General features: G+C 70.1%; 18 protein-coding genes. 17 read left to right on the forward strand and 1 reads right to left on the reverse strand.

Translation table 11 applies throughout. The features are described 5' to 3' along the window. The first annotated feature begins 108 nt into the window (after positions 1 to 108). The 17 genes from K1J60_RS34545 (at position 109) to K1J60_RS34625 (ending at position 21810) form a co-directional block, all read left to right on the forward strand. Positions 109 to 1020, forward strand: coding sequence for a dihydrodipicolinate synthase family protein (locus K1J60_RS34545; RefSeq protein WP_220649637.1), 912 nt, complete (start codon positions 109 to 111; stop codon positions 1018 to 1020). After that, the gene (gene araD / locus K1J60_RS34550) at positions 1017 to 2756 is read left to right on the forward strand and encodes an L-arabinonate dehydratase (RefSeq protein WP_259408050.1); all 1740 of its coding nucleotides are present in this window, start codon (positions 1017 to 1019) and stop codon (positions 2754 to 2756) included. Before K1J60_RS34545 ends, araD begins: the two co-directional genes overlap by 4 nt. A gap of 213 nt (positions 2757 to 2969) precedes the next feature. Further along, positions 2970 to 3905 (forward strand): carbohydrate ABC transporter permease, encoded by a 936-nt coding sequence (locus tag K1J60_RS34555; protein ID WP_220649638.1) that lies wholly within the window; start codon positions 2970 to 2972, stop codon positions 3903 to 3905. Beyond that, the gene (locus K1J60_RS34560; RefSeq protein WP_220649639.1) at positions 3902 to 4804 is read left to right on the forward strand and encodes a carbohydrate ABC transporter permease; all 903 of its coding nucleotides are present in this window, start codon (positions 3902 to 3904) and stop codon (positions 4802 to 4804) included. The genes K1J60_RS34555 and K1J60_RS34560 overlap by 4 nt, the downstream gene beginning before the upstream one ends. After that, a complete protein-coding gene (locus tag K1J60_RS34565; RefSeq protein WP_259408051.1) occupies positions 4801 to 6126 on the forward strand; it encodes a pectate lyase family protein in 1326 nt (441 codons plus the stop codon). Before K1J60_RS34560 ends, K1J60_RS34565 begins: the two co-directional genes overlap by 4 nt. Next, entirely contained in the window at positions 6123 to 7313 is a 1191-nt protein-coding gene (locus K1J60_RS34570) for a Gfo/Idh/MocA family protein (RefSeq protein ID WP_220649640.1), read from the forward strand. The genes K1J60_RS34565 and K1J60_RS34570 overlap by 4 nt, the downstream gene beginning before the upstream one ends. Beyond that, the gene (locus K1J60_RS34575) at positions 7310 to 8158 is read left to right on the forward strand and encodes a DUF6807 domain-containing protein (RefSeq protein WP_220649641.1); all 849 of its coding nucleotides are present in this window, start codon (positions 7310 to 7312) and stop codon (positions 8156 to 8158) included. Before K1J60_RS34570 ends, K1J60_RS34575 begins: the two co-directional genes overlap by 4 nt. After that, positions 8155 to 9717, forward strand: coding sequence for a glycoside hydrolase family 43 protein (locus K1J60_RS34580; protein WP_259408052.1), 1563 nt, complete (start codon positions 8155 to 8157; stop codon positions 9715 to 9717). Before K1J60_RS34575 ends, K1J60_RS34580 begins: the two co-directional genes overlap by 4 nt. Positions 9718 to 9760: 43 nt before the next feature. Continuing rightward, positions 9761 to 11767: a pectinesterase family protein gene (locus K1J60_RS34585; protein ID WP_220649642.1), complete on the forward strand. Its 2007-nt coding sequence runs from the start codon at positions 9761 to 9763 to the stop codon at positions 11765 to 11767. Between the two features lie 71 nt (positions 11768 to 11838). Then, entirely contained in the window at positions 11839 to 13182 is a 1344-nt protein-coding gene (locus K1J60_RS34590) for an ABC transporter substrate-binding protein (protein WP_220649643.1), read from the forward strand. A 152-nt stretch (positions 13183 to 13334) separates the two neighbouring features. Then, on the forward strand, positions 13335 to 14141 hold the full coding sequence (locus tag K1J60_RS34595) for a rhamnogalacturonan acetylesterase (RefSeq protein WP_220649644.1): 807 nt from the start codon (positions 13335 to 13337) through the stop codon (positions 14139 to 14141). Positions 14142 to 14226: 85 nt separating this feature from the next. Continuing rightward, positions 14227 to 15546: a pectate lyase family protein gene (locus K1J60_RS34600; protein ID WP_220649645.1), complete on the forward strand. Its 1320-nt coding sequence runs from the start codon at positions 14227 to 14229 to the stop codon at positions 15544 to 15546. Further along, positions 15546 to 16691: a pectinesterase family protein gene (locus tag K1J60_RS34605; RefSeq protein ID WP_220649646.1), complete on the forward strand. Its 1146-nt coding sequence runs from the start codon at positions 15546 to 15548 to the stop codon at positions 16689 to 16691. Before K1J60_RS34600 ends, K1J60_RS34605 begins: the two co-directional genes overlap by 1 nt. 1 nt (position 16692) lies before the next feature. Beyond that, entirely contained in the window at positions 16693 to 17721 is a 1029-nt protein-coding gene (locus K1J60_RS34610) for a pectinesterase family protein (RefSeq protein ID WP_220649647.1), read from the forward strand. Then, a complete protein-coding gene (locus K1J60_RS34615) occupies positions 17708 to 18925 on the forward strand; it encodes a dienelactone hydrolase family protein (RefSeq protein ID WP_220649648.1) in 1218 nt (405 codons plus the stop codon). The genes K1J60_RS34610 and K1J60_RS34615 overlap by 14 nt, the downstream gene beginning before the upstream one ends. A 35-nt stretch (positions 18926 to 18960) precedes the next feature. After that, a complete protein-coding gene (locus K1J60_RS34620; RefSeq protein WP_220649649.1) occupies positions 18961 to 20073 on the forward strand; it encodes a right-handed parallel beta-helix repeat-containing protein in 1113 nt (370 codons plus the stop codon). A 117-nt stretch (positions 20074 to 20190) separates the two neighbouring features. Further along, positions 20191 to 21810 carry an esterase/lipase family protein gene (locus tag K1J60_RS34625; RefSeq protein ID WP_220649650.1) on the forward strand — a complete coding sequence of 540 codons (1620 nt, stop codon included), beginning with the start codon at positions 20191 to 20193 and terminating at the stop codon, positions 21808 to 21810. Here K1J60_RS34625 and K1J60_RS34630 read toward each other — a convergent pair. Beyond that, entirely contained in the window at positions 21788 to 24025 is a 2238-nt protein-coding gene (locus K1J60_RS34630) for a family 43 glycosylhydrolase (protein ID WP_220649651.1), read from the reverse strand. The genes K1J60_RS34625 and K1J60_RS34630 overlap by 23 nt on opposite strands. Between the last annotated feature and the right edge of the window lie 183 nt (positions 24026 to 24208).

The following is a 24208-nucleotide window of genomic DNA, read 5'->3' on the forward strand; positions in this document are numbered from 1 at the left end:
CGCAGGACCAGCAAGCCCCCGAGTCCACGAGGCACGGCGGAGCCGCACGACGCGGCCCCGCCAGCCCTCCGCAGTCCTCCAAGAGTTCCTTGCAGAGGAAGGTCATCCATGAGCAGCGTGACGTTCGAGACCCAACGGACGGCTCTGGCCGACGTGGTGGCGATCCCGGTGACTCCGTTCGCCGAGGACGGCACCGTCGACCAGGGCGCCCACCGGGCCCTGCTGCGTCGGCTGCTCGACGGCGGGATCACCACCCTCACCCCGAACGGCAACACCGGTGAGTTCTACGCCCTCACCCCTGAGGAGCGCCGTCTGGTCACCGAGCTGACCATGGACGAGGTCGGCGACCGGGCCGTCGTCCTGGTCGGCGTGGGGCACGACGTGCCGACCGCCGTCGCCTCCGCCGAGCACGCCCGCGAGGCCGGGGCGCAGATGGTGATGGTCCATCAGCCGGTGCACCCGTACGTCTCGCAGCGCGGCTGGGTCGACTACCACCGGGCGATCGCGGAGGCTGTGCCCGAACTGGGCGTGGTGCCCTACATCCGCAACGCCCAGCTCACCGGCGAACGCCTCGCCGAACTCGCCGACGCCTGCCCGAACGTGATCGGCGTCAAGTACGCCGTGCCGGACGCCGCGCGCTTCGCCGCCTTCGCCCGCGATGCCGGCCTGGAGCGCTTCGTCTGGGTGGCCGGCCTCGCCGAGCCGTACGCGCCCTCCTACTTCTCGGCCGGCGCCACCGGCTTCACCTCCGGACTGGTGAACGTCGCCCCGGCCGTCTCGCTGAACATGATCGAAGCGCTTCGATCGGGCGACTTCCCGGCCGCGATGAAGGTCTGGGAGCAGATCCGCCGCTTCGAGGAACTGCGCGCCGCCAACGGCTCCGCCAACAACGTCACCGTCGTCAAGGAGGCCCTCGCCTCCCTCGGCCTCTGCCTCCGCGACGTCCGGGCCCCCAGCAGGCAGCTGCCCGAGGAAGAACGCTCCGAGGTCGCCGCCATAGTCGCCGGGTGGTCGATATGAGCGAGCCGGCCGACATGAAGAAGCCCGAAGAACTCCGAAGCCACCAGTGGTACGGCACCGACGGACTGCGTTCCTTCAGCCACCGCGCCCGTACCCGCCAGCTCGGCTACCTGCCCGAGGAGCACCTCGGCAAGCCGGTCATCGCGATCCTCAACACCTGGTCGGACATCAACCCCTGTCATGTGCACCTCCGGGATCGCGCGCAGGCGGTCAAGCGGGGTGTCTGGCAGGCGGGCGGTTTCCCGCTGGAGTTCCCGGTCTCGACCCTCTCCGAGACCTTCCAGAAGCCGACCCCGATGCTCTACCGCAACATGCTGGCGATGGAGACCGAGGAACTGCTGCGGTCCTACCCGGTCGACGGTGCCGTGCTGATGGGAGGCTGCGACAAGTCGACGCCCGCGCTGCTCATGGGCGCGGCCTCCGTCGACCTGCCGGCCGTGTTCGTGCCCGCCGGGCCCATGTTGCCGGGCCACTGGCGCAACGAGGTCCTCGGCTCCGGCACCGACATGTGGAAGTACTGGGACGACAAGCGCGCCGGGCTCATCGGCGACTGCGAGATGACCGAGCTGGAGTCCGGCCTGGCGCGTTCGCCGGGGCACTGCATGACCATGGGTACGGCCTCCACGCTCACCGCCGCCGCCGAGGCCCTCGGGGTCACCGTCCCCGGCGCGTCCAGCATCCCGGCCGTCGACTCGGGCCATGACCGCATGGCGGCCGCCGCCGGTCTGCGTATCGTCGAACTGGTCCACAAGGACCGGAAGCTGAGCGACCTCCTCACCGCCGACGCCTTCGAGGACGCCGTCACCACCGTCCTCGGACTCGGTGGCTCCACCAACGCGGTCATCCACCTCATCGCGATGGCCGGCCGCGCGGGCGTCCAGCTCACCCTCGACGACTTCGACCGCATCGCCCGTACGGTCCCGGTGCTCGCCAACGTCCGGCCCGGCGGTCGGACGTACCTGATGGAGGACTTCCACTTCGCGGGGGGTCTGCCCGGGTTCCTGTCCCGGATCACCGACCTGCTGCACCTGGACCGGCCGACCGTCTCCCACGACACGATGCGCGAACAGCTCGACGGCGCGCTCGTGCACAACGACGATGTCATCCGGACCCGCGACAACCCGGTCGCCACCGAGGGCGGGGTCGCCGTCCTGCGGGGCAACCTCTGTCCGGACGGCGCGGTCATCAAGCACATCTCGGCCGAGCCGCACCTGCTGAAGCACACCGGCCCCGCGGTCGTCTTCGACGACTACAGGACCATGCAGCGGACCATCAACGACCCGTCCCTCGGCATCACCGCCGACAGCGTGCTGGTGCTGCGCAACTCCGGCCCCAAGGGCGGGCCGGGCATGCCCGAGTACGGGATGCTGCCCATCCCCGACCATCTGCTGAAGCAGGGCGTACGGGACATGGTGCGGATCTCCGACGCCCGGATGAGCGGGACGAGTTACGGCGCCTGTGTCCTGCACGTGGCACCGGAGTCGTACATCGGCGGACCCCTCGCCCTGGTCCGCACCGGCGACTCGATCACCCTCGACGTCGGGGCCCGGAGTCTCCGGCTCAACGTGGACGACGAGGAGCTGGAGCGCCGCCGAGCCGGGTGGACCCCACCGCCCACCCGCTATGAACGCGGCTACGGCGCCCTCTACAACGACCAGATCACCCAGGCCGACACCGGCTGCGACTTCGAGTTCCTGGCCAGACCGGGCAAGGTCCCGGACCCCTACGCGGGCTGAACGACGTGACGCCGGGTGCGGTGAAAGGGGCGCGGGGAACCGCGCGACAAGCCCCCACGCACCCGCACACGCCGGCACACCGCGAGTGGCACCCCGTACCGCGCGATCCAGCACGACCACGTCCATCGAGAAAGCGCTTCCTGCTCGACGCACGACACCGCACCGCGACGCACGACGACGCACCACGACAGACCCAGAAACGGAGCCCCAGTCATGGCCCAAGCCGCAGCCGTGGCGAAACCGCCCGCGCCACCCCGGCGGCGCCGTGCCTCCGCGACCCCGCGCAGGCTGCCGTACCTGCTGATCGCCCCGGCCGCCCTGCTCATGCTGGGCTTCATCGCCTATCCGGTCGTCAGCGTCTTCTACTACAGCCTGCAGCACTACAACCCCACGAAACCCTGGCGGAACGGCTTCGCCGGCTTCGACAACTTCGTCCACGCCTTCACCGAGGACCCCCTCTTCTGGGACACCCTCGTCTTCAGCGCCAAGTGGGTGATCGTCGAGGTCTCGCTGCAGCTGCTCTTCGGTCTCGCCCTCGCGCTCATCGTCAACCAGACCTTCGTCGGGCGTGCCCTCGGCCGTGCCCTGGTCTTCTCCCCGTGGGCCGTCTCCGGTGTGCTGACCTCCGCGATCTGGGTGCTGCTCTACAACTCCCAGACCGGCATCACCCGGTACCTCGCGGACATGGGCATCGGTGAGTACGGCACCAGCTGGCTCTCCGACACCTCCACCGTCTTCTCGGCGGCGATCGTCGCCGACCTGTGGCGCGGAGTCCCCTTCTTCGCGATCCTCATCCTCGCCGACCTCCAGTCCATCTCGAAGGACCTGTACGAGGCCGCCGAGGTCGACGGCGCCAGCCGCGTCCGGCAGTTCGTGCACATCACGCTGCCGCACCTGAAGGACGCGATCATCCTCTCCACGCTGCTGCGCGCGGTGTGGGAGTTCAACAACGTCGACCTGCTGTACACCCTGACGGGCGGCGGACCGGCCGGAGTGACCACGACCCTCCCGCTGTACATCGCCAACACCTCCGTCGACGCCCACAACTTCGGCTACGCGTCCGCCCTGACCACGGTCGCGTTCGTGATCCTGCTCTTCTGCTCGATGGTCTATCTGCGGCTGAGCAAGTTCGGAGGCGAGTCCAAGTGATCACCAAGGACGCCGAGAGGACCGTACCGGTGACGTCCGCGCCCGCTGCCGAGGAGCCCCCGCAGCGACCGGGCAAGGTCCACCGCGCCTGGGACGAGGTCCCCCGCTGGCATATCTACCTCCCGCTGTCGATCTACCTGGTCTTCACCCTCGTCCCCTTCTACTGGATCCTGCTGTTCGCGCTCCGCAAGCCCGGCTCGACCTCGCTCGTGCCCTGGCCCGTCACCTTCGAGCACTTCGAGAAGGTCTGGAACGAACGCAGCTTCGGCACCTACTTCCAGAACAGCGTGCTGGTCGGTGTCGTCACCCTGCTGATGACCACGCTCGTCGCCCTGGCCGGCGGTTACGCCCTCGCCCGGTTCGACTTCAAGATCAAGCGCGGGTTCATGCTGGCGCTGCTCTGCTCCCAGTTCGTCCCGGGCGCACTGCTCCTGGTCCCGCTGTTCCAGATCTTCGCCGAGCTGCAGATGATCAACTCGCTCGGCAGTGTCATCCTCGCCGAGACGGTCTTCCAGCTGCCGCTGTCGATCATCCTGATCAGCAACTTCATCAAGAACGTGCCGTACTCGCTGGAGGAAGCGGCCTGGGTGGACGGCTGCAACCGCTTCACCGCGTTCCGGGTGGTCGTGCTGCCGCTGCTGCGGCCCGGCCTGATCGCCGTCGGCTCCTTCGCCTTCGTGCACTCCTGGAACCACTTCCTGTTCGCCCTGATGTTCCTCAGCAACCAGGAGAAGCAGACCATCCCGGTCGGCCTGAACACCCTGCTCAGCGCGGACAGCGTCGACCTGGGCGCGCTGGCGGCCGGTGGCATCATCGCCGCCGTCCCGGTGGTCATCGTCTTCGCCTTCATCCAGAAGTGGCTCATCACGGGCTTCAGCGCCGGGGCGGTGAAGGGATGAGTCCCCTGACCCTTCGGCGGAGGGGTGTGCGAGTGGTCGCCCTCGCGGGGGTGTTGGGCCTCACGCTCACCGTCCCGGCCGGGGCCGAGGCCCAGGGCGCCGGCCGGGACATCAGCCGGGACACGCTCGCGGCGGACGACGGCTGGGCGGCGGCAGACGGTGGTACCACGGGGGGTTCCACCGCCGCCGACGCCCAGGTCGTCACCGTACGCACCCGGAGCGAGCTGGTCCGCGCGCTCGACGGCGGCAGCGCCACCCCGAAGATCATCCGGATCGCCGGGACCATCGACGCCAACACGTCCGACGACGGCGAGAAGCTCGACTGCGCCGACTACGCCACCGACGGCTACGACCTGAAGAAGTATCTGGCCGCCTACGACCCGCGCACCTGGGGTGGCGCCAGGCTCAGCGGCCCCCAGGAGGAGGCCCGCCAGGCGTCGGCGGCCAGGCAGGCCGAGCGGATCGAGCTGGCCGTCGGCTCCAACACCACGATCGTCGGGCTCAAGGGAGCGGTGCTCAAGGGAGCCAGCCTCCAGCTCAAGGGCGCGGACAACGTGATCGTCCGCGACCTCGAACTCCGCGACGCCTACGACTGCTTCCCCGCCTGGCAGCCCAACACGGGCGGCCTCGGCGACTGGAAGACGGCGTACGACAACATCTGGGTGCGCGGCTCCCGCCATGTCTGGATCGACCACGTCACGATCTCCGACAAGGGGCACCTCGACGAGGACGAGCCGACGTACTTCGGCCGCAACTACCTCCGCCACGACGGCCTGCTCGACATCACCAACGCCTCCGACCTGGTCACCGTCTCCTGGTCCCGCTTCGCCGACCACGACAAGGGCATCCTCATCGGCAACGGCGACACCGCCACCGGCGACCGGGGCAGGCTCCGGGTGACGCTGCACCACAACCAGTTCGAGAACGTCGTGCAGCGCGCGCCGCGCGTCCGCTTCGGACAGGTGCACCTCTACAACAACCGCTACGTCGTCCCGGCCGACGCCCACGACCACCGTTACTCCCTGGGCGTCTCCACCGAGTCCGCCGTGTACGCCGAGAACAACGCGTTCACCACGCCCGGCCACATCGAGGTCGCCGACCTGGTCAAGAGCTGGAACGGCACCGCCCTGCACCAGACGGGCACCCTCTTCAACGGCTATCCGGTGGATCTCCTGGCCATACACAACGCCTACAACTCCGGCAGCGAGCGAGATCTCACGGCCGACGTGGGCTGGACGCCTACCCTGCACCAGAAGATCGACAGCGCCGGTGAGGCCGACCGAGAGGTGGCACGCGGCGCGGGCGCAGGGAGGATCCGATGAACACCGTGAACCCGCAGGGCACCGCCCACGAGACCCCGCTTCCGCTCGTCCTCGCGGGCGCCCGGGGCCATGGCCGCTGGCACCTGGAGAACATCCGGCGCCTCGCCGACAAGGGGATCGTCCGGCTCGCCGGGATCTGCGAACTGACCCCGCTGGGCGCGGACGAGATCCCGGACGGCCTCGGCACACCCGAGCAGTCCGCCGACTTCGGGGCGCTCCTCGACTCCACGGGCGCGGCGATCGCCGTGATCTGCACGCCCATCCCCACCCACACCGACCTGGCGCTGACGGCCGCCGAGCGGGGCGTACACGTCCTGCTGGAGAAGCCGCCCGCCCCGTCGTACGCCGAGTTCCGCCGGATGGCCGACGGGGTGGCGGCGGCCGGAGTGGTCTGCCAGATCGGCTTCCAGTCGCTGGGCTCGCACGCCCTGCCCGCGATCCACAAGATGGTCGCGGAAGGCCTGATCGGCGAGGTCGTCGGCGTCGGCGGCGCCGGTGCCTGGGCCCGCGCCGAGGCGTACTACCGGCGCGCGCCCTGGGCCGGGAAGCGGCGCATGAACGGCGTGGACGTGATCGACGGGGCGCTCACCAACCCCCTCGCGCACGCCGTCGCCACGGGGCTCGCGCTCGCCGGCGCACCCCGCGCCGAGGACGTCGCCGCCATCGAGACGGAACTGCTGCGCGCCAACGACATCGAGTCCGACGACACCTCCTGCGTACGGATCACCACCGCCGACGGCGGCCGGGTCACCGTCGCCGCCACGCTGTGCGCGGAGGACCCGGACGACCCGTACAACGTCGTCCACGGCACCAGCGGCCGGATCACCTTCTGGTACAAGCAGGACCGCGTGCTCGTCCAGCGCGCCGGACACGGCCCGGAGGAGATCGAGTACGGCCGCACGGACCTGCTGGAGAACCTCGTCGACCACCTCGTCGACGGCACCGACCTGCTGGTCCCGCCGGAGGTGACCGGCGCGTTCATGAAGGTCGTCGAGGCGATCCGGGTCGCCCCGGACCCGGTCGCGCTCCCGGCCGAGGCCTGGCACAGGCTGCCCGACGAGGACCGCCGGGTCGTCGACGGCATCGACGGCCTGGTCGCGGCCGCCGCCGACGACCTCGCCCTCTACTCCGAACTCGGCGCCCCCTGGGCGCTCCCCGAAGCAACGGCGAAAGAGGTGAGCACATGACGATCACCGACGACTCCCTGGTCCTGCGCGTGGCGGGCCGCCCGGTGGGCCGCTACCTCACCCGGCCCGAACTGCCCCAGCGGCTCTCCCCGCGCCCCTGTCTGCATCCCGTCACCACCCTGTCCGGTACGGCGGTCACCGAACTGAGTCCCGCCGACCACCTCCACCACCTCGGCGTCGGTGTCGCCGTTCCCGACGTCGAGGGGCACAACTTCTGGGGCGGACGGACCTATGTCCGCGACCAGGGGCCGACCGAGCTCGACAACCACGGCTCCCAGCGCCACACCGCCTTCCAACTGCGCGACCCCGACGGCTTCGTCGAGGAGCTGCGCTGGGTGGCGTCCGGCCGGGAACTGCTGCGCGAGCGCCGTACCGTCGCGGCCACCGAACTCACCGACACCGCCTGGGCGTTGGACTTCACCTTCTCCCTCACCAACATCACCGACGCCCCGGTGTCGATCGGCAGCCCCGCCACCAACGGCCGCCCCGGCGCGGCGTACGGCGGCTTCTTCTGGCGGGCCCGCAAGGAGGCGACGGCACCCCGTGTCCTCACCGCCGAGGCGGAGGGCGAGGCCGAGGTCCACGGCAGCCGCGCCGACTGGCTCGCGCTGGTCGGCGGCACCTGGACGCTCGTCTTCGCCGGGGCCACCGACACCACCCGTCGCGACCCCTGGTTCGTCCGCGCCGACGAGTACCCGGGCGTCGGCTCCTCCCTCGCCCACACCGACCGTCTCCCGATCGAGCCGGGCGGGACGGCCGTACGCCGGGTCGTCACCGTCGTCGCCGACGGCACCCTCGACCGGGACGAGGCGGCGGCCCTCGTGCGCAAGGCGGTGAGCCCGTGACCACCTCGGTGAGCGCACCCGCCTTCTCCGCCGACCGGGGCGACGGCACCTACCGCAACCCGGTCCTCGACGCCGACTGGTCCGACCCCGATGTCCTGCGCGTGGCCGACGATTTCTACCTGACGGCCTCCAGCTTCGGCCGGGCCCCGGGTCTTCCCCTGCTCCACTCCCGGGACCTGGTCAACTGGACGCTCGTCGGCCACGCGCTGCAACTCCTCGAACCGGCCGCCGAGTTCAAGGCCCCCCGCCACGACTGCGGGGTGTGGGCGCCCTCGCTGCGCCACTTCGACGACCGGTTCTGGATCTTCTGGGGCGACCCCGACCAGGGCATCTTCCAGGTCAACGCGCCCGGGATCCGCGGCCCTTGGACCCGGCCGCACCTGGTCAAGGAGGGCAGGGGGCTGATCGACCCGTGCCCGCTGTGGGACGAGGAGACCGGCGAGGCGTACCTGGTGCACGCCTGGGCCAAGTCCCGCTCCGGCGTCAAGAACCGGCTCACGGGCCACCGGATGCGGCCCGACGGGACGGGGCTGCTCGACGAAGGCAAGATCATCGTCGACGCGGACCGGCTCCCCGGCTGGTTCACCCTGGAGGGGCCCAAGCTCTACCGGCACGACGGCTGGTACTGGATCTTCGCCCCCGCCGGGGGCGTGGAGACCGGCTGGCAGGGCGCCTTCCGCTCCCGCGACTTCTTCGGCCCGTACGAGGAGCGGATCGTCCTGGAGCAGAAGGACACCGACGTCAACGGGCCGCACCAGGGCGGCTGGGTGCGCACGGCGGCCGGCGAGGACTGGTTCCTGCACTTCCAGCAGCGGGGCGCGTACGGCAGGGTCGTCCACCTGCAGCCGATGCGCTGGGCGCCGGACGGCTGGCCCGTGCTCGGTGAGGAGGGCGCTCCCGTCGCCGTCCACCGCAAGCCGGAGCTGCCCGCGCAGCCGCCGGCCGCGCCCGCGCTCGACGACGACTTCCCCGGCGGCCGCTTCGGACGCCAGTGGCAGTGGACCGCGAACCCGCAGGACGGCTGGGCCACCCAGCATTCCGGCGACGGGCTGCGGCTCACGTGCGTGCGCTCCGTGCACGCGCACGACCTGCGGAAACTGGCGAATGTGCTCACACAGCGGCTGCCGGGGATCCCCGCCGTCGTCGAGGTGGAACTGAGGCTCGACAGCGAGGAACCGGGGGCGCGCGCCGGGCTCGCGGTGCTCGGGGACGCGTTCCGCTGGATCGGACTCCAGCGAGGTGCCGACGGGACCGTGCACCTCGTCCACCGGTTCGCCGAGACCGTCGCCGACCGGGAACGGGACGCCGATCACGCGCGCCCGGCGCCCGGGGGACGCGCCCGGCTGCGGATCGAGACCTCGGCCGGGGCCCGCTGCCGGTTCTCCTACGACGTGGGGGAGGGGTGGCAGCCCTCGGGACAGGTCTTCGCCGCCACTTCCTGGCGCTGGGTCGGCGCCCTGCTCGGCCTCTTCGCGGTCGCGCCCACCGGCGGGGGCCACGCCGGGGCGGCCACGTTCACGCAGTTCAGGATCACCGCCGCGCCGGACGGCACCGCCTGACCCATCGCCTGACCCCGTCTTCGTACGCCTGTTGGGAGCCGCAATGACGCACCTCCGTAGCAAGCGCTTGCCGCACAAGGGGAGAACCCTCGCCGCCGTCACCGCCCTGATCGCCTCGTTCGTCGTCGGCGCGCTCACCCCGGCGGAGGCCGCGCAGCCCCAGGAGGCCGCCGACACCGCCGGGTCCGCCGCCGCACCCCGCTGGACCGACCGCCCCCACGGGTTCGCCTCGCTCGACGGCGGCACCACCGGCGGCGCGGGCGGCAAGGTCGTGACCGTCACCGACCAGGCCGCACTGGCGCGTTACGCGGCCGCCGAGGAGCCGTACGTCATCCGCGTGGCCGGGGCGATCGACGTCGCGCCCTTCGGCTCGGACATCGTCGTGACCTCGAACAAGACGATCATCGGTGTCGGCGACACCGGCGAGATCGTCCACGGCGAACTGCACCTGGGTCCCGGGACCAGCAACGTCGTCATCCGCAATCTGACGATCCGGGACTCCTACGTCGAGGGCGACTGGGACGGCAAGACGACCGACTTCGACGCGATCCAGATGGACTCCGCCGACCACGTCTGGATCGACCACAACCGCTTCGAGCACATGGGCGACGGGCTCCTCGACATCCGCAAGGACAGCCGGTACATCACCGTCTCCCACAACCAGTTCAAGAACCACAACAAGGCCCTCGGCATCGGCTGGACGACGAACCTCCTGACCGAGATCACCATCGACCACAACTGGTTCACCGGCACCAAGCAGCGCAACCCCTCCGCCGACAACTGCGCCTACGCCCACCTCTACAACAACTACCTCTCGGCGCAGGTGGCCGACGGCGACCCGGTGTGGACGTACGGGAACTGGGCGCGCGGCAGGACCAGGATGGTCATCGAGAACAGCTACTACGACGGTGTCCAGCACCCCTACCAGGCCGACGCCACCGCCGAGTTGGTGCAGCGCGGGTCGGTTCTGAAGAACGTCACCGGACGCCAGGAGGAGTGGGGTACGGCCTTCGACCCCAGGGACTTCTACGCCTACCGGCTCGACCCGGCCGCCGCCGTCCCCGCGCTGGTCACCCGGTTCTCCGGCCCGCAGAAGTCGCTCGGCGCGAACACCGTCCTGAACGTCCCCGGCGACTACGCGACCGTCCAGGCCGCCGTGGACGCCGTGCCCGCCGGCAACGACGGCACGGTCACGATCCGCATCGCGCCCGGCACCTACCGCGCCAAGGTCCTGATCCCCGCGAACAAGCCGAACCTGGTGCTGCAGGGGACTGGACAGGACCGCTCGGACACCGTCATCGTCCACGACACACCCGCCGCGAACGGCGGCTCCAACGGCAGCGCCACCGTGCGGATCCTCGCCAGTGACGTCACCGCCCGCAACCTCACCTTCAGCAACGACTTCGACGAGGCCGCGCACGAGGTGAACGGCGAGCAGGCGCTCGCGATGAAGACCACCGGCGACCGGATCGTCTTCGAGGACACGGCCTTCCTGGGCAACCAGGACACCCTGATGACGGACAGTCCCAAGCTCGACGTCATCAGCCGGGTCTACATCCGCGACTCGTACATCGAGGGCGATGTCGACTTCATCTACGGCCGGGCCACCACGGTCATCGAGCGTTCCCTGATCAAGGCGCTCAGCCGGGGCTCGGACAGCAACAACGGCTACATCACGGCCGCCTCGACCTGGAAGGACAACCCCTACGGGTTCCTGATCACCCGGTCGAAGGTCGTCAGCGACGCGCCCGCCGGGACGTACCACCTCGGCAGGCCCTGGCACCCGGGCGGTGAGCCGAACGCCGTCGCCCAGGTGCTCTTCCGGGAGACCGAACTGCCCGCCGCGATCAAGTCGTCGCCGTGGACGGACATGAGCGGCTTCTCGTGGAAGGACGCGCGGTTCGCGGAGTACCGGACGTACGGGCCGGGATCCGGTGTCACCGCCGACCGGCCGCAGCTCGACGACGCGGCCGCCTCGACCCACACGGTCGCCAAGTACCTCGCGGGGACGGACGGCTGGGCACCGCATCGCGGTCGCGCCGGCCACTGAGTCCGCCCCGGGGACAGCACAGACCCCCCACAACTTCATAACCCTCGTATCCAGAAGAAGAGAGCCGTTCAATGAAGATCAGCAATCGCAGAAGCAGGCGTGCCGCCGTGGCCATCGCCCTGGGATCCGTACTCGCCCTGACCGCCACCGCCTGCGGTGACGACGGCAGCGGCGCGGGCGGGGACAAGGGCTCCGAGGGCAGCGGCAAGGGCGAGATCGTCTTCTGGGACAACAACGGCGGTGTCCGCACCGACATCTGGAAGGAGGTCATCGCCGACTTCGAGAAGGCCAACCCGGACATCGACGTCGAGTACGTCGGGATCGCCTCCACGGAGTACCAGTCCAAGGTGGACACGGCCATCCAGGGCGGCGGCCTGCCGGACGTCGGCGGTGTCGGCGCGGCCATGGCCGCCGGCTTCGCCGCCCAGGGCGCGCTGGAGCCGCTCGACGACCGGCTCTCCAAGTCCTCCCTGAGCGGCAAGCTCAACGAGGCGATGGTCGAGTCGCTGAAGTCCGCCGGCGGCGGCGACGCCCTCTACTCGATCCCGACCTCCGCCAACAACGGTGTCCTCTACTACCGCACCGACCTGTTCAAGGCGGCGGGCCTGGCCGAGCCGACCGACTGGGACAAGTTCTACGAGGCCGCCGAGAAGCTCACCGACAAGGACAAGAACAAGTTCGGCTACACCATCCGCGGTGGCGCCGGCTCCATCGCGCAGGCGCTGGACGCGATGTACGGGCAGTCGGGGATCACCGAGTTCTGGGACGCGAGCGGTGAGAAGACCACCGTGAACGACCCGAAGAACGTCGAGGCCCTGGAGAAGTACGTCGGCCTCTACAAGAAGGTCACGCCCGCGGCCGACCTCAACAACGACTTCACCAAGATGGTCGCGCAGTTCGACTCCGGCACGATCGGGATGCTGAACCACAACCTGGGCTCGTACCAGGACCACGTGAAGGCGTTCGGCGACAAGTTCCGGGGCATCCCGCAGCCGACCGGGCCCGGCGGCAAGCGGGTCCAGGTGTCCAACCCGGTCGACGGGCTCGGCTTGTTCAAGAGCTCGAAGAACAAGGAAGCCGCCTGGAAGTTCATCGAGTTCGCCACCTCGCACGAGGAGAACTCCAAGTTCAACAAGTCGGCCGGGCAGGTGCCGTCGAACAACGACGCCGCGAAGGACGCCTGGATCTCCGAGGCGGAGCCGACGAAGCTGGCCGCCGCCGCGCTGACCGACGGGTCGACGACGATCGTGCAGCTGCCGTACTACCTGCCGGACTGGAACACGATCTCCAAGGCCGACAACGAGCCGGCCTTCCAGAAGGTGATGGACGGGCAGAGCACGGCGAAGGAGTTCCTGGACACGCTGGCCGAGCAGCTGAACAAGGCGCAGGCCGAATGGCAGGAGCAGAAGGGCTGACGCTCGGCCGGCAGCGACCCTCCGCCGCCGGTCCGTCGTGACCGGCGGCTGGTTCCCCGCGCCCCGACAGGGGCGCGGGGGGCACCCCCCACCGGAAAGGCATCGCACAACCCCCCTACTTCGCACGCCCTGTTGAGAAAGGCACCCCGCACGTGTCACTCACCCGCAGACAGGTCACCGGCGCGGCGCTCGCCGCCGTTCCGCTCGCCGTCGCCGCCACGGGGCCCGCGTACGCCGCGGGTTCGCCCGGCGGGTCACGCCGCGAGCGCACCCTCTACATCGCCGGCGATTCCACCGCCGCCCAGAAGTACGCCGACGCCGCGCCCGAGACCGGGTGGGGGATGGCGCTGCCGTTCTTCCTCGGAAAAGGGCTGGCCGTCTCCAACCACGCCGTGAACGGGCGGAGTTCGAAGAGCTTCATCGACGAGGGGCGCCTGGACGTCATCCTCGGAGCCCTTCGCCCCGGGGACTTCCTGATCGTCCAGTTCGGGCACAACGACTCCAAGATCGCCGATCCCACGCGGTACACCGAGCCGTGGACGACCTACCAGGACCATCTGCGCCAGTACATCGACGGCGCACGGGCACGGGGCGCGCGGCCGGTGCTCGCCACCTCCGTCGAGCGCAGGAAGTTCGACCCGGACGGCAACGCCCTGCCGACCCACGGCGACTATCCGGCAGCGGCGATCGCTCTCGCCGCGGAGGAGGGGGTCGCCCTCCTCGACATCCAGGCGCTGTCGATCGCGTTGTGGCAGAGGCTCGGGGTCGAGGAGACCAAGAAGTACTTCAACTGGACCGGGACCGAGCAGGACAACACGCACTTCAACCCGCCGGGGGCGATCGCCGTCGCGCGGACGGTGGCCTCCGAGCTGCTTCGTCGACGGGTCCTCGCGCGTCGTGACGTGCGCCGTCTGGACGAAGAGGTGCCGGACTCCTGGATCACGTGGCCCGTGGCGTAGTCGCCCGTCCCCGCGGTCCACCGCGCCCTCGCACGCTCCCACGAGAAGACCTCCCTCCCCCTTTGCTGTGAAAGGAACCGCACCCATGCGTCCTCGTATCTGGCATGCCCATGTCATGACATCCGTCGTCGGCTGTACCGCGCTGGTGCTCGGGGTCGCCGGCTCCGGCGTCGCCCAGGCCCAGGCCCAGGCCCAGGAGCGTGATCTCGCCCGCCAGGTCCTCGGTGCCGGAGACGGGTGGGGATCGGCGGAAGGCGGCACCACCGGCGGTTCGGCGGCCGACGCCGACCACGTCTACACCGTCACCACCTGGGCGGAGTTCAAGGCCGCACTGGCCGCCGGCGGAGACGCGCCGAAGATCATCAAGGTGAAGGGGATGATCGACGCCGTCTCCGAGGGCTGCGAGGCCTTCGTCACGGGCGGCTACGACCTCCAGCAGTACCTCAAGGACTACGACCCGGCCGTCTACGGCAACGACCAGGTCGCCAAGGGTCCGCAGGAGGACGCGCGGGTCGCGTCCATGGCCAACCAGGACTCGGCGATCAAGGCCAACATCCCGTCCAACACCACCATCGTCGGCGTCGGCAAGAACTCCGGCATCCTCGGCGGCAGCCTCCAGATCAAGGGCGTCTCGAACGTCATCATGCGCAACCTCACCATCGAGGCCCCGCTCGACTGCTTCCCCAAGTGGGACCCCACCGACGACAACAACACCGGCAACTGGAACTCCGAGTACGACACCGTGGTCGTCTACGGCACCGACCACGTGTGGCTCGACCACAACACGTTCACCGACGGGCGTTACCCCGACAGCGAGCGGCCGGTCTACTTCGGCAAGGTCTTCCAGCAGCACGACGGGCTGACGGACATCGTGCGCGGCTCCAACTACGTGACGGTGTCCTGGAACCGCTACGAGAACCACGACAAGAACATGCTGATCGGCAACGGCGACGGCCTCGCCGCCACGGACGGCGGCAAGCTCAAGGTCACCATGCACCACAACCGCTTCGACGGGATCCTCCAGCGCTCCCCGCGCGTGCGGTTCGGCCAGGTCGACGTCTACAACAACCACTACGTCGTCACCGAGGAGCAGAAGGACGACTACTACATCTTCGGTGTCGGCATCTCCTCGCAACTGCACGCCAGCGACAACGCGATCACGCTGCCCGCGGGCGCGAGCGTCGGCAAGGCCCTGAAGAGGTGGAACGACTCCCCGCTCACCGCCGAGAACAACTACGTCAACGGCAGGCTGACGGACCTCATCGCCGTCCACAACGCCGAGATCCCCTCGGAGTTCCTCCGGTCCGGCGCCGGGTGGACGCCCACCCTGCGGACCAAGGTCGACAAGCCGCGCGCCGTGCCGGGCATCGTCGCGAACCGCGCGGGCGCCGGGAAGGTCTGCTGATGGCCGAGCGCCAAGGAGGGCTGAGCAGACGGTCGTTCGTGGCCGCCGGGGTCGGGACCGCACTCGCGCTCGCCGTCGCGCCCGGGGCCCAGGCGGCACCGGCGGCCGAGGCCGACCGCGCCGCCCGTGGCCGCCGGGTCTTCGGGCGGTACGGATCGCCGGCCGCCCGCCTCGACGACCGGACCCTGTACGTGGACGCCGGCGGCGCGGGTGACTTCACCACCGTCCAGGCCGCCGTCACCGCGGCGAGCGGCACCGGACACACGCTGGTCGTCGCGCCCGGCGTGTACCGGGAGACCGTCGCCGTCGGCGTCGCCCGTAAGGAGATGACCTGGATCGGGGCCTCCGGGGACGCCCGGGACGTCGTGGTCGTGTACGACAACGCGGCCGGCACCCCGAAGCCCGGCGGTGGCACCTACGGCACCACCGGGTCCGCCACGACCCTGGTGCAGGCCGACGGGTTCACCGCGCGGGACATCACCTTCGCCAACGACTGGCTGCGCGCCGACCACCCCGGGATCAGCGGCACCCAGGCCGTCGCCCTCAAGGTGCAGGGCGACAGGTCGGCGTTCCTGCGGTGCCGGTTCCTGGGGCACCAGGACACGCTCTACGCCGACTCGATGGCGCTCGGCACCTTCGCCCGGCAGTACTTCCGCGACTGCTACGCCGAGGGGGACGTGGACTTCGTCTTCGGGCGGGCCACGGCCGTCTTCGAACGCTGCCACTTCCACACCCTGACCAGGACCGACCTGGGGTCCGCGCCGTACGGGTTCGTCTTCGCGCCCTCCACGGCCGGCGCCAACCCGCGCGGCTATCTGGTGAGCCGGAGCCGGATCACCAGCGAGGCCCCCGACGCCTACTACAAGCTGGCCCGCCCCTGGGTGCCCAGCTCGGACACCACCGCCCGGCCCATGCTCACCGTGCGCGAGACCCGCCTCGGTGCCGGGATCGACGCGGTCGCGCCCTACACCAACATGTCGTCGGGCTTCCCCTGGCAGGACCAGCGGTTCGCCGAGTACCGGAACACCGGACCCGGCGCCGTCGTCTCCGTCCCGGAGAACCGGCCCCAGCTCACGGCCGCCGAAGCCGCCTCCGCCACCCGTGAGGCGTACCTCGGCGACTGGACCCCGTGGGAGAGGTGCTGAGATGCGCCGACGCACCCTGCTCGGCGGGATCGCCGGCGGCCTGGTGGCCGCCGGCGCGGCCCCCGCCCTCGCCCACGGCCGCCGGGTCCTGCACGTCCGGCCCGGCGGATCGGTCCAGGCCGCCGTGGACGCCGTCACCGGACCCGGCTGGACGATCGTGGTCCACCCGGGGACGTACCGCGAGGTCGTCAACATCCCAGTGGGCAAAGGACAGTTGACCCTGCGGGGCGTCTCCCGCGACCCCCGCGCCGCCGTGATCGTCTTCGACCGGGCCAACGGCACCCCCAGGCCCGAGGGCGGCACGTACGGCACTGCGGGCTCCGCCACCTTCACCTCGGCGGCGCCGGGCCTGACCGTACGCGACCTGACCCTCGCCAACGACTGGCTGCGCGCGGACCACCCGGACTACACCGGAACCCAGGCGGTCGCCGCGTACGTCACCGGGGACCGCTCGCACTTCGAGAACGTCCGGTTCCTCGCCCACCAGGACACGCTGTTCGCGGACACCACCGCGCTCGACGCCTTCGACCGGCAGTACTACCGCCACTGCTACATCGAGGGCGACGTCGACTTCGTGTTCGGGCGGGCCCGCGCCGTCTTCGACTCCTGCCACTTCCGCACCCTCCGGCGGGACGTGTCCTTCACCCCCAAGGGCATGGTCTTCGCCCCCGCCACCGCCCGCGCCAACCCCTACGGCTTCCTCGCCCTGCGCGGCCGGATCACCTCCGGCGCCGAGGACGCCGCGTACAAGATCGCCCGGCCCTGGGTGCCCTCGTACGAGACGACCGCCTGGCCCTCGCTGGTCGTGCGGGACACCTGGATCGGCCCCGGGATCGACGCCGTCGCGCCCTACACCAACATGCGCGACGCCTACCCCTGGCAGACCATGCGCTTTCGCGAGTACGCCAACTCCGGCCCGGGCGCGGTCGTCTCCGTGCCGGAGAACCGGCCCCAGCTGACGGCGGCCGAGGCGAGCGAGCACACCCGGCGGACCTATCTCGGGGACTGGAGGCCGTATGCCGGCCGGTGAACCGGCGGGCGGCCCCGACCCGCCCGGGACCCGTGGATCCGTGGGGCGCCGGGCGTTCGTCGTGGGCGCGGGGGCGGCGGCGTTCACGGGCGCCGGAACGGCCGCGGCGGCCGGGGCGGAGCCGTCGGGCGTCGCCGGGGCCGCCCTGGCCGGCACCCTCCCCGACTTCCACCCCCTCCTCAAGGACGAGCTCCGCTTCCCGCTCGCCTGGGGCACCTCCCCGATCCGGGACTTCCGCACCTGGAGGCGAGTCGCCCGGGCCAAGGTCGAGGACCATCTCCTCGTCGCCCGGGACGACACCCCGTACGACCCCGAGTTCGACGCACGGCGAGCCGAAGGCGACGGCTACGTCCGTGAGTCGGTGACCTTCTCCCTCACCCGGTACGGCCGCGTCCGGGGCGCCCTGCTCACCCCGCACGGCACCGGACCGTTCCCGGCCGTCCTCCTTCTGCACGACCACGGCGCCAAGTTCGACATCGGCAAGGAGAAACTCGTCCTGCCGTGGTCCGACGAGAGCCGGCTGGCCTCCGCGCGGGCCTGGGCCGACCGGTACTTCAGCGGCCGGTTCGTCGGCGACGAACTGGCCCGCCGCGGCTATGTCGTCCTCGCCGTCGACGCGCTCGGCTGGGGCGACCGGGGACCGGTCGGTTACGAGGAACAGCAGGCCCTCGCGAGCAACCTCTACAACCTGGGCTCCTCGCTCGCCGGGCTGATGGCCAGGGAGGACGTGCGCGCCGCGGGCTTCCTGGCCGGCCTCGACCGGGTGGACCGGCGCCGGGTCGCGGCCCTCGGGTTCTCGATGGGCGCGTTCCGGGCCTGGCAGACGGCCGCGCTCAGCGACGACATCGCGGCCGCCGCGAGCGTGTGCTGGATGACCGGCCTCAAGGAGGTCATGGTCCCCGGCAACAACATCCTGCGCGGCCAGTCCTCCTACTACATGCTCCACCCCGGGCTCGCCCGGCACCTCGACTTCCCCGACGTGGCGAGCATCGGCGCCCCCAAGCCGATGTTCTTCCTGAACGGCGGCCTCGATCCGCTGTTCCCCGCCGACGGCGTCCGCGCGGCCCACGACAAGCTGCGCGCCGTCTGGCGGTCCCGCCACGCCGAGGAGCGGCTGCGGCTGAAGACCTGGCCCGACCTCGGCCACGTGTTCACCGCGCCCCTGCAGGACGAGGTCGTCGACTGGTTCGACTCCGTCCTGTGAAGCACCCCACCCGCACGAGAAAGGAACCGCTCTCCATGTCTCGTCGTACCGCTCTGGCCCTGGGCACCGCCCTGGCCCTCGGCACCGGTCTGGCCGTGCTCCCCACCCAGGCGCACGCCGCGACCGTGGTCGTCAGCAACTCCACCGACCTGGCCAACGCCATCAAGAACGCCACCGCCGGCACCGTCATCCAGGTGCGCGGCGGCACGTACTACCCGACGGCGACCCTCCAGTCGACGGCCAACGGCACCTCCTCCAGCCGGATACACCTCCAGCCGTACGGCTCGGAGACCGTGAAGATCGACGGCTCGAACCTCCCCGACGGCGACTGGATCTTCAAGCTGACCGCCGACTACTGGACCGTCTCCGGGATCACCTTCCAGAACTCCCCGGACAGCGCGGTCGTCTGCCAGTCCTGCGCCTCCACGGTGTGGGACAACATCAAGACCATCAACGGCGGCGACTCCGGCTTCACGCTCACCGGCGACAGCACCACCAACAACACCGTCCGCAACATCGACTCCTACGGCCACTACGACCCGGCCAACCACGGGGAGAACGCCGACGGCATCGCCGTGAAGTACGGCTCAGGCAGCGGCAACCTCATCACCGGCGCCCGCCTCTACAACAACTCGGACGACGGCCTGGACTTCTGGTCCTTCTCCTCGCCCGTCACCGTCGAGCACACCTGGGCGATGGGCAACGGCAAGAACCGCTGGGGGGACTCCGCGTTCGCCGGCGACGGCAACGGCTACAAGCTCGGCGGCGACGGCGAGACCGTGGCCCACGTCATCAACAACTCGGCGGCCTGGGACAACGCGGGCAACGGCTTCACCGAGAACAGCAACAAGGGCGCCATCGTCATCAACCGCACCACCGCCTACGCCAACGCCAAGTGGGGCTACTACTTCGCCACCGGAGCGGCCCGCCTCGGCAAGAACCTGGCGGTGGGCAACGGCGGCGGCTCGGCCAACAAGGGTTCGTCCGTCGTGTCGTCCGGCAACAACTGGGACTCCGGCATCTCGACCCCGTCGTTCCGCTCCACCGACGCCTCCTCGACGTACAACGCCCGTTCGTCGAGCGGCACCCTGCCCGCGACCACCTTCCTGACCACGGGCAGTACGACGATCGGCGCGACGATGAACTGACCGGCGCGTGCTCGTCCGGCACGCCGGGCAAAACGATTCTGTCGACATGGAGCCGGTGCGACCCCACACAGTGTTGCGCGACGAACAGCGCATGCGCATCTGAGTGGAGTGGTCCTCGTGGTCGGTAGTCCTCGCCCGCTGATCCTGATTCGCGGATTCGGCGGCCCCGGTGTGTCGGACGAACGGCGCGACGCGTATCAGGGATTCAACAACGGCAGCGTCTACGCGGAGCGCTACGGCGAGAACTACATCTACGAGGGATTCGTCCTGCGCGCCCTCAAGTCGCGGCTCCACCCGTACCGGGACGCGACCAACGTCGTCGGCTACTACGAGAAGGAGCAGAAGCCCAGACCGGGCGAGCGCGACGGATGGCCCGAGCACCTGCTCACCGGCACCATGGTGGTGGACGTCCCCATGGCGCGCGAGGTGCTGGGCCAGGGCGCCCTCGGGACCCTGTGGATCTACCGCTACTACGACCTCCTTCCCCGGAAGATCGACCGCTTCGGGGAAGGACTGGTCAGGCTCATCGAGATCATCCGGCACGGCATGCGCCCGGACGAGGAGTTCACCGGTGTGGACATCGTCGCGCACAGCATGGGCGGCCTCGTCACCCGGGCCGCCCTGAGCCGGCTGGGGGACGGCAGCGCGGACGTCATCCACCGCATCGTCACCCTGGGCACACCGCACCGGGGGATCGCGTTCCAGTACCTGCCCGACGCGCTGGTCAAGTGCCTGCCCGACGCGGTCGCGGACGAGATCGCCGCCTTCGACCCGGACCGCACGGACATCCGGGCCATCCCGTTCCCCGTCAGGCGGATCCTCACGGTGGTCGGCACGGACCACCGCTCCTACAGCAACAAGTTCGCCACCCTGGGCAATCGCATCGCCGGCCTGATCGACGAGGGCACACTCACCTACAACCGCAGCGACGGCCTGGTCAAGCAGGCCTCCGCCCAGATCCCGGGTGCTCCCCGGACCTTCGTCCACAAATGCCACGGCGGCGAGGACTCCCTGGTGACATCGCGCGAGGCCTACGAGGTAGCCATGCGCTTCTTCCACGGCACGCACCACGTGCGGCTGCGACTGGACAGGGCCGAGGTGACGCGTGGCCGGGACCTCTTCGGCCGCAGCGAGTTCTATTTCGGGGTGTCCGTCAAGCCTCGGTTCGTCGACTTCGACCTGTGCCACCAGAGCAGCGAGGCCGAGAACCACTACGGCCCCTTCCGCAAGGCCGACTTCACCGACGACCTGCCCGATCTCGCCGCGGAGTTGAGCAAGCCGCTCTCGGAACCGGGTGACGCCACCACCGGGTGGGCGGACGAGAACCGGCTGATCTGGGAGGGCTGGGTCGACGCCGCCGCCAAACCCGAGGGGGCGGTGGACCGGAGCGTGGTGCTCCGCCTCGACGTCCAGGTGTACGAGCGGGACAGCCTCGGCATCGGATTCTCCGACAACCTCGTCTTCCGCAAGCACTACTACGTCCAGGCGGTGCCCGATGGCGCGGGGGAGTGGTCGCTGTACCTCCACACCGGCGAGCGCTTCCTGGCGCCGGGGGTGAGCACCGAGGAAGGGCACGCCGCCGCGGAGGACGAGCAGGTGTCGGAGGTGTGGCCGATGAGGCCCACCGACGAGGGTGGGCCCGGCAGCTGGACCTTCCAGGTCGGTGGGACCGGCTTCAAGGCGGACCTGCTGCTGACGGTGACCGACGAACGGACTACGGGCGCCGCACCGGCCTGATCGACTCCAGGGTCGGCACCACCGGCCGGATCGTGCCGTCGGCCGCGAACTCCATGCGGTCGACGGTCGTCTCGCGGTGGGTGCCGTCCCCGCCGGGCCTGCCGGGGCCGTTGAGGGCGAACCGGTGGTACACCATGTACCAGTCGTCCGTGCCCGGTGCGTTCACCACCGAGTGATGGCCGGTGGCGAGGATGCCGTACTCGGGACGCTTGGACAGGATCGTGCCCCGTTTGGTCCACGGGCCCAGCGGGGACGGTCCGGTCGCGTAGGCCACGTGGTAGTTCTCGCTGCGGGTGTCGTCCTCGGACCACATGAAGTAGTACGTGCCCTCACGCTCGATCACGAAGGAGCCCTCCCGGAAGTCGTCCGGGGTGATGTCCTTCACCTGACCCGGGTCGAACGACACCATGTCGTCGTTCAGCGGCACCACGTAGCCGTGTCCGTTGCCCCAGTACAGGTACGACCGCCCGTCGCCGTCGGTGAAGACCGACGGGTCGATCATCTGGCCCTTCAGCGACCCGCCCTTGGCGACCAGGGGCTTTCCGAGGGCGTCCTCGAACGGACCGGCGGGGGAGTCGGCCACCGCCACACCGATCTGCTGCTCGGCGCAGAAGTAGAAGTAGTACTTGCCGTTCCGTTCGGCGATCGCCGGGGCCCAGGCGTTCTTGTCGGCCCAGGACACGTCGGGTCCCAGGTCGAGGATGACGCCGTGGTCCTTCCAGTGGACGAGGTCCTTCGACGAGAACGCCTTGAACCGTGTGCCGCTCCAGCCGGGGAAGCCGTCCGTGGTCGGGTAGATCCAGTAGCGGCCGTCCATGTACGTGACATCGGGGTCGGCGTAGAGGCCGGGCAGGACCGGGCTGCGGGCCGGCACCGCCTCGACCGTCCAGACGCGTTGCGTGCCGTCGGCGGCGGTGACCGTGTACTTCTGCGGCTTGCGGAAGTCGCGTCGGGTGCCCGACCGCGGGCTCACCGTCGCGCCCTCACCGAGCCGGAGCTCCGGCGCCAGCCGTCGCAGGGCTGCTTCGCCGGTGTCCGGCCCCATCGGCAGGACGACCTTGTTCGCGGCCTCCGTGACGATCGCGTACCCCTTCTGGCCCTTCACCGTCGCGTCCACGACCGAGGCGGGGCTCACCGGGTACGCGGCCAGCAGCCGGTCGTACTCCTCCTGCGTCACCGGCATCACCGTGCCGTGGCGCGGGCTCGCGGGAAGCTGGTAGTTCTTCGACATGGTCCACTTGCCCGAGTCGAGGTCGGTGGTCTCGAAGGGGACGTAGCCGCGGCCGCCGTACTCGTCGATGAACAGGTACCACTTCTCCTCGGTGTTGGACTTGAACACCGTCGGGCCCTCACCGCGGTCGATGGAGCCGCTGCCGACGCAGTCCGAGACGAAGTCGTACGAGGTGTCGGTGAGCGACGTCGACTTCTCCGCGGTGATGAACTTCGAGCACGGGCTGGAGGAGGTGGGGTCCCGCTCGTCCTTGGTGTACCGGTAGTACGTGCCCTTGTGCTTGACCACCGTCGAGTCGATGACCGAGTAGCCGGGATCGTCCCAGACCTTCGGCTCGCTGAAGGTGCGGAAGTCCTTGGTCGTCGCGTACAGCATCTTGTTGTAGGTCGAGCCGGTGTGGTCCGGGTCGTCGTCGGCGTACAGCTTCGACGCCCAGAAGACGACGAACTCACCCAGGCTGTCGTCCCAGTAGGCCTCCGGCGCCCAGGTGTTGCCCGCCTTGTCGGGCGAGACCTTCACCAGCCGCTGGTCGGTCCAGTGCACCAGGTCCGTGGACTCCCAGATCATGATCGACTTGCTGCCGTGTCTCTGGACCTGGTCCCAACTGCCGCTGCTGTTGCGGTACATCCGCAGATCGGTGGCGATCATGTAGAACTTGTCGCCGCCGGGGGCGCGGATCACGGACGGGTCGCGCAGCCCCTTCTCGCCGATCGTCGAGGTGAGGACCGGCTTCCCGGCGTTCAGCTCCCGCCAGTGCAGGGCGTCGTCGCCCCGGCTGAGGGCGTAGCGGATCTGCTCGCCGTCGGCGGTGCCCTCGCCGGTGAAGTAGGCGAAGAGATAACCGGCGTACTCCGGTTTCTTCTCGGAGCGTGCGGGCCGTGGGGAGGAGTCGGGCGCCGGTTGGGCGGCGCCCGGTGGGGCGGCCAGGAGGCCGAGGACGAGGGCCAGGAGGGGAAGCAGGAGCGTACGGGCGGTGGGGCGCATGACACATCCTGTGGAAGTCTGATGGATTCTGTTTGCCGTGTCGCCCTCGGAGTCTCATCAGTGGCGCTCCAGGGCGTCAATCGGTGTGCGTGTGAAGACTCCCAGCGAAACTTTCGAGCGATTTCGCGGGGCGCGGCAACCCTTTCCCGGCGGGCGGCGACCAGTGATCAGAAGCGGGCCGGG

The organism is Streptomyces akebiae (genome assembly GCF_019599145.1).
Taxonomy (GTDB): domain Bacteria; phylum Actinomycetota; class Actinomycetes; order Streptomycetales; family Streptomycetaceae; genus Streptomyces; species Streptomyces akebiae.